General features: G+C 56.9%; 6 protein-coding genes. All 6 read right to left on the minus strand.

Annotated features, from left to right (window positions below; all coding sequences use genetic code 11):
- Nucleotides 1–43 precede the first annotated feature (43 nt).
- Nucleotides 44–904 (minus strand): SMP-30/gluconolactonase/LRE family protein, encoded by an 861-nt coding sequence (locus AC2FNC_RS19760; RefSeq protein ID WP_496716412.1) that lies wholly within the window; start codon nt 902–904, stop codon nt 44–46.
- Entirely contained in the window at nt 901–1,506 is a 606-nt protein-coding gene (locus AC2FNC_RS19765) for a 2-dehydro-3-deoxy-6-phosphogalactonate aldolase (protein ID WP_480477098.1), read from the minus strand. Before AC2FNC_RS19765 ends, AC2FNC_RS19760 begins: the two co-directional genes overlap by 4 nt.
- Nucleotides 1,503–2,396: a 2-dehydro-3-deoxygalactonokinase gene (locus AC2FNC_RS19770; RefSeq protein ID WP_496716413.1), complete on the minus strand. Its 894-nt coding sequence runs from the start codon at nt 2,394–2,396 to the stop codon at nt 1,503–1,505. The genes AC2FNC_RS19765 and AC2FNC_RS19770 overlap by 4 nt, the downstream gene beginning before the upstream one ends.
- A 4-nt stretch (nt 2,397–2,400) precedes the next feature.
- Nucleotides 2,401–3,165 carry an SDR family NAD(P)-dependent oxidoreductase gene (locus AC2FNC_RS19775; RefSeq protein ID WP_496716414.1) on the minus strand — a complete coding sequence of 255 codons (765 nt, stop codon included), beginning with the start codon at nt 3,163–3,165 and terminating at the stop codon, nt 2,401–2,403.
- Nucleotides 3,165–4,871 carry an IlvD/Edd family dehydratase gene (locus tag AC2FNC_RS19780; RefSeq protein WP_480519826.1) on the minus strand — a complete coding sequence of 569 codons (1,707 nt, stop codon included), beginning with the start codon at nt 4,869–4,871 and terminating at the stop codon, nt 3,165–3,167. The genes AC2FNC_RS19775 and AC2FNC_RS19780 overlap by 1 nt, the downstream gene beginning before the upstream one ends.
- A gap of 58 nt (nt 4,872–4,929) precedes the next feature.
- Nucleotides 4,930–5,752 (minus strand): family 4 glycosyl hydrolase (locus tag AC2FNC_RS19785; protein WP_496716416.1); only part of this gene is annotated, 823 nt, incomplete at its 5' end.

The raw sequence follows: 5,752 nt of genomic DNA on the forward strand, positions 1-5,752 counted from the left end.
TCGGGCCAGTGTTCAGGGTAGTAACACACACCAAGTTCCGGCTTCATAAAATGATCCTGTGTTCTGCCTGCCCTCGTCCCGCGTTTGGCATTGCAAACGTCATGCCATTGGTGGGTTGGGATTCAATATCCGCGTTGCTCAACCCCTGCCTTGCTGAGGTGCAGAACAGCGTGCCTAAGCTGTCGCCACCAAAGGCTGGGCAGGACGTATGTGACGCTTCGAAAGAAGTGGCCTTCAGGAAATGACCTTCGGGCGTGTAGGCCGCAACACGTCCAATCCCCCATTGCGCGATCCAGATGTTCCCGTCAGCATCAACCACCGCACCATCCGGGTTCAGGCCTTCTTTACGAAAGTCCAGAAATACGGTGCTTTCCCCTTCGGGCCATCCGCTTACTGCATTCAAGCTCCAGCGCTTGACCTGCCTCGTTTTCGTGTCACAGAAATAGGCCACGGATCGATCCGGGGCAAAACAGATTGCATTGGAAATCGTCACTTCCGGCACGAGACATCTGAGTGTACCTTTCCAGAACCGATAGATTGATCCGGCCCCGGCTTCAGCCTGTTTGCCCATCGTACCGATCCAGAAACCACCCCAAGGATCAGCGCGACCGTCATTCGAGCGGGTGATTGGGTTGTCTGCCTCGAGCGGCGTAACCAGCGCTCGATGCCCGGACGTCAATTCAAACTGCCAAAGACCCGTTTCCGAAGCCAAAAGCAGTGTGTCGCGATCCACCCAGCCTGCGGCGGAGACATGTTCATCGAATTCCCAGCTTATCTGATTTTCACTTTCGCGCGTCATCAGTCGTTTGTTGAGAATGTCGAACCAGAATAGCTGTTGCCGAGCAGGGTGCCAAAGCGGACCTTCGCCCAACGCGCAGGGGCGGTCGTCAAAAATCGTGCTCATCTTGCCGCCTTGTCAAAGGCTGTTACGATCTGCTTCGCGCGTGCTGCGATTTCGACTGCGTCCATGCCGGGTTTGTACAGCGCTGATCCAATCCCGAATCCATCCGCACCGGCTTTGATCCATTGCTCGAAGTTTTCAGGCCCGGCACCACCGACAGCGAAGATACGTGTTTCCTTGGGTAAAACGGGTCGAAGTGCTGCGAGCCCAACAGGGCCTGCCATGACGCCAGGAAACAGCTTTAATCCTGTGGCCCCGGCTTCGAGAGCGGCAAAGGCTTCGGTCGGCGTGTAAACGCCCGGCCAGCTTTGCATCCCCAACGCTACAGACCGTTTGATCACGTCAGCATCATAGTTGGGTGACACAATCAGCCTGCCGCCGGCATTCCGAACTGCGTCCACCTGATCAACCGTCAATACAGTACCAGCGCCTATCAGGGCGTGATCTTTGAAAGCTTCGGCCAGAATGGAAATGCTGTCGAGCGGGTCAGGCGAATTGAGTGGAACTTCGATCCGGTCGATCCCTGCATCGATGATAACTCTGCCAACGGCCTCGGCTTCCTGTGGTTGCAGACCGCGCAGAATGGCGATGATGGGGCGGCTCATGCGATTTGCCTTGTCATATTGCGCGCCAGCGCCAGCCCGGCCAGCGTTGCTTCGGTGGCGTTTGCAGTCTCAAAGAAAGCGCCCTGTTGTCTTAGCGCTGCCGCATAGACCCGCGATACGGCATCTGCACCAATGATAGCCAGTTGTTGACCCAGCCAATATGGACGGGTGGCGGCCAATTCAGCACCGATAAGCAGTCCCGACAGCCGCGCGCGCGCGATGTCTTTGTCCTGATTGTGCAGCAGGTCCGCAGCCCGCAAGCCGAACAGGCGCGCAGCCAATTGTTCGGGCTTGGACAATGTATCCGCCACAGCCTCGGCAAAGGCATCTTCATCCCATCCTTCACCTATAGAATGCCGCAGAACAGATTGCGCACTTAACAAATCAAAAAGCTCTCCGGTCATGAGCGTCCGAAAGCTCACGATTTCACCTGCGCTGACCTGAACCCATTTCGTATGGGTTCCTGGAAGACAGAGGACACCATCCCAGTTCTGGCGAGCACCCAAAAACCCTGCGATCTGTGTTTCTTCGCCCCGCATCACATCTGGTGGGCTCAGTTGCTTTAATCCGGGTATGACGAAGGCCCGGATGCGCGAGTCTGTGCTGGGAACACGGACCGGTACTTGCGGCAAGGGTTGCGACGGAACGGTAGAATAAGGTGCTTCGACCCAGCCTTGGCGTGCACCGACCATACCGCAGGCGATCACATCTATGGGGCCATCCTTCAGCCAGTTTTCAACAAGTTCCAACAGGGCGGTCTGGAACCCGTCGGCTCCGATACGTGCCATACCTTTGTCGGACTGCGCGCAGTCCAGCACCGTTGCCCCCTGCATGGCCCAGACCCGCAGGTGAGATGTGCCCCAATCAACGGCGATCCAGTCGGTATTCATTGCTTCACCCTGAAACTACGACGCCGCCATCAACCGCCATACACTGACCGGTCATCGCCCGGCTGGCGTTGGATGCCAGGAACAATGTCGGTGCAACCATGTCTTCGGGCGTCAAATGTTCTTTCAGGCATTGTCGATCCAAATGCGCGGCCAAATCTTCGGGCGTGGCCCACTTATCCAGCTGTTTTTGCGTCAAAACCCAACCGGGAGCCAGCGCATTCACACGTATGTTCTTTGGCCCCAGTTCGCGGGCCAAAGACCGCGTCATCCCTGTAATGCCCGCATTTGACGTCGTATAGATCGGATAGCCTGCATTGCCCATCATGTAGCTGATCGAGCTGAAGTTAATGATAACGCCGCCTTCCTTCATTTGCCGGGCCGCTTCCTGACAGGCGAAATAGTAGGCTTTCAGGTTTACGTCGATCATCCAGTCCCAGAACTCGGTCGTGGTTTCCTCAAGTTTATGGCGCTGGTCATTGGCCGCGTTGTTAACCAAAACGTCTAGGGGGCCGTGGGCTTCGGCGGCTTTGGCCATTGTCGTGTGAAGAAGCTGAGTGTCGGTCATATCGCCCTGCATGAACAGAGGTGCGCGGCCGTGTTTGTCGCGCATCTCTTCGACAAAACCGCTGGCGTCCGATCTGCCGATAAAAGCCACATTGGCCCCCTGAGCCAAAAACCCATCCGTTAATGCTGCGCCCACGCCCGAGCCTCCGCCGGTAATATAGACGGATGACCCGTTCAGGTCATGAAATGTCGCTGGTTGGGTCATCAGTGGCTCTCTCTGGTCACAAGGCGGGTGTCTTTGCCGACGAGGAAATCCAGGTCGGCCCCCTGATCGGCCTGCAACACGTGATCGACATAAAGTTTGGCATACCCGCGGGAATAATGTGGCTTATCTGGTTTCCATTGGGCTCGGCGCGCGTCCAGTTCTTTTTCGTCCACCAACAGCTCAAGCTTTCCAGCGCTGGCCGAGACGCGGATGCGGTCGCCGGTTTTCACCAGCGCCAGTGTGCCGCCCGCCTGTGCCTCGGGGCTGACATGCAGGATGACGGTGCCATAGGCTGTACCGGACATGCGGGCATCCGAGATACGGATCATGTCGCGAACGCCTTCCTTCACCAATCTCGCCGGAATCGGCATGTTTCCCACCTCGGGCATCCCGGGATAACCCTTGGGTCCACATCCCTTGAGCACCAGAATGCTCTTGGATGTGACGGGCAGATCAACCCGGTCGATATTGGCTTTCAGGTCTTCGATATTTTCGAAAACAAACGCCTCACCCTCGGTTTCAAGAAGGGCATCTGTTGCGGCAGAAGGTTTGACGATGGCCCCGTTGGGCGCAAGATTGCCGCGTAAAACACGAAGGCCAGCAGCGGGCTTCACCGGATCGTTGAAAGGGCGAATGACGTCGCGGTTGAAACATTCAGCACCTTCGTAGTGGGCCGAGATGTCCTTGTTCAGAACCGTTCTGGCCGGGCGCAGGAAAGGTTTGAGTTCGCTCAGCACAGCCGGCACACCGCCCGCGTAACAGAAATCTTCCATCAGGTATTTGCCTGAGGGCATGCAGTTCACCAGAAGGGGAATCTCTGATCCGATTTCAAAGTCCTTGAGCGTCAGGTCAACGCCCACGCGACCTGCGAGCGCCAGTAGATGAACAACGGCATTGGTCGATCCCCCAACGGCCGCATTGGCGAGGATTGCATTCTCGAAGGCTTCTCTGGTCAGAATGTCGGATGGTTTCAGGTCTTCGTCGACCATTTCGACAATCCGCTTGCCTGTCAAATGGGCGAGGGCCATGCGGCGGGCGTCAACGGCGGGCAGGGCGGCATTGGTGGGCAGGCTCATGCCCATCGCTTCGACCAGAGACGCCATGGTGCTGGCCGTCCCCATGGTCATGCAAACCCCGGCACTGCGGGACATCCCGGATTCCGCGTTCATAAAATCCTGAAGGGTCATCTCTCCGGCACGCACGGCCTCGGAGAACTTCCACACATCGGTTCCTGAGCCAATATCCTGACCGCGATATTTTCCATTCAGCATAGGGCCGGAGCTGACAACGATCGACGGCAGGTCGACCGAGGCCGCGCCCATGAGTTGGCCCGGCGTGGTCTTGTCGCACCCGCCCAGCAGAACCACACCGTCAATGCCATATGCGCGGATCGACTCTTCGACATCCATGGCCAGAAGGTTGCGAAACAGCATGGCTGTGGGTTTCATCTGGGTCTCGCCCAGCGACATGACCGGGAATTCGACGGGAAAGCCCCCGGCCTCCCACACACCGCGCTTTACCCCTTCGGCCAGATCGCGGAGGCCGGAATTGCAAGGGGTTAGCTCCGACCACGTGTTGCAAATTCCAATAATTGGCCGCCCATCGAAGGCGTGATCAGGAAAACCCTGATTTTTCATCCAGGATCGATGGATGAACCCATCCTTGTCGAGTTTCCCGTACCAGTGCTGTGAGCGGCGTTTTGACATTGTTCTGTGATGCTTTTTTAGGTCTGGGTGGATTTGAGTATTTGTAAAAAGGTGAAATTCAAGCAGCGCGAGATGGGCGGCACCAATCTGGCAGCCAGTCGGCATGGGCAGACAGAAGGTCGTTCACCAGATTTCGAATTTGGCGCAGGTCCAGCTCGGCGGCGGTGTGCGGGTCCATCATGGCTGCATGAAAGATATGCTCGGGGTTCTGGTCGACCAATGCCCTGACTGTGAGTTCCTGAACGTTGATCTGGCTACGCATCAGGGCGATCAGCTGCGGTGGGATGTCTGCGATGACAGAAGGTTGAATGCCATTTGCATCAACCAGACACGGTGTTTCGACAGCAGCCCCCATCGGCAGCTGAGGTATCTGGCCGGTGTTTGGCAGATTGCCATATGCCACGTAGGGGGTGTCAGAGATGATTGCGTTCATTATGTCTGCCGCAAACTCATGGCTGCGAGTGACGGCAATGTCGCGCCCGTCGGTCAGGGTTTTGGCCTGCTCTTTCCAGTTGCTCATCTGTTCCACACAGCGGGTCGGGTATTCATCGAGTGGGATTGAGAACTTCTCGATCAGGTCCGCCCGCCCGTCTTTGATGAACCATGGCACGTATTCTGCCAAATGCTCAGAACTTTCGGTGCAGAAATAGCCAAGGTGGTCCATCACTTCGTAGCGCACCTTGTTGGGGCAACGCGGCATCAGCAGCGGGGCCTTGGGCATTCTGCCGCTGACATAACCTTGCCGAAGGGCGGGGTAAAGATCATGGCCCTGATGCTCAAGCCGCAGGAAGAAGGCGACGTGATTGACGCCCGCGACCTTGTAGCGAATGTCGTCTTTTGACAGGTCCAAATCATGTGCCAGTTCCGCCACCGTGTTCTGA

The sequence above is a fragment of the Ruegeria sp. BHSA123 genome (assembly GCF_059613425.1).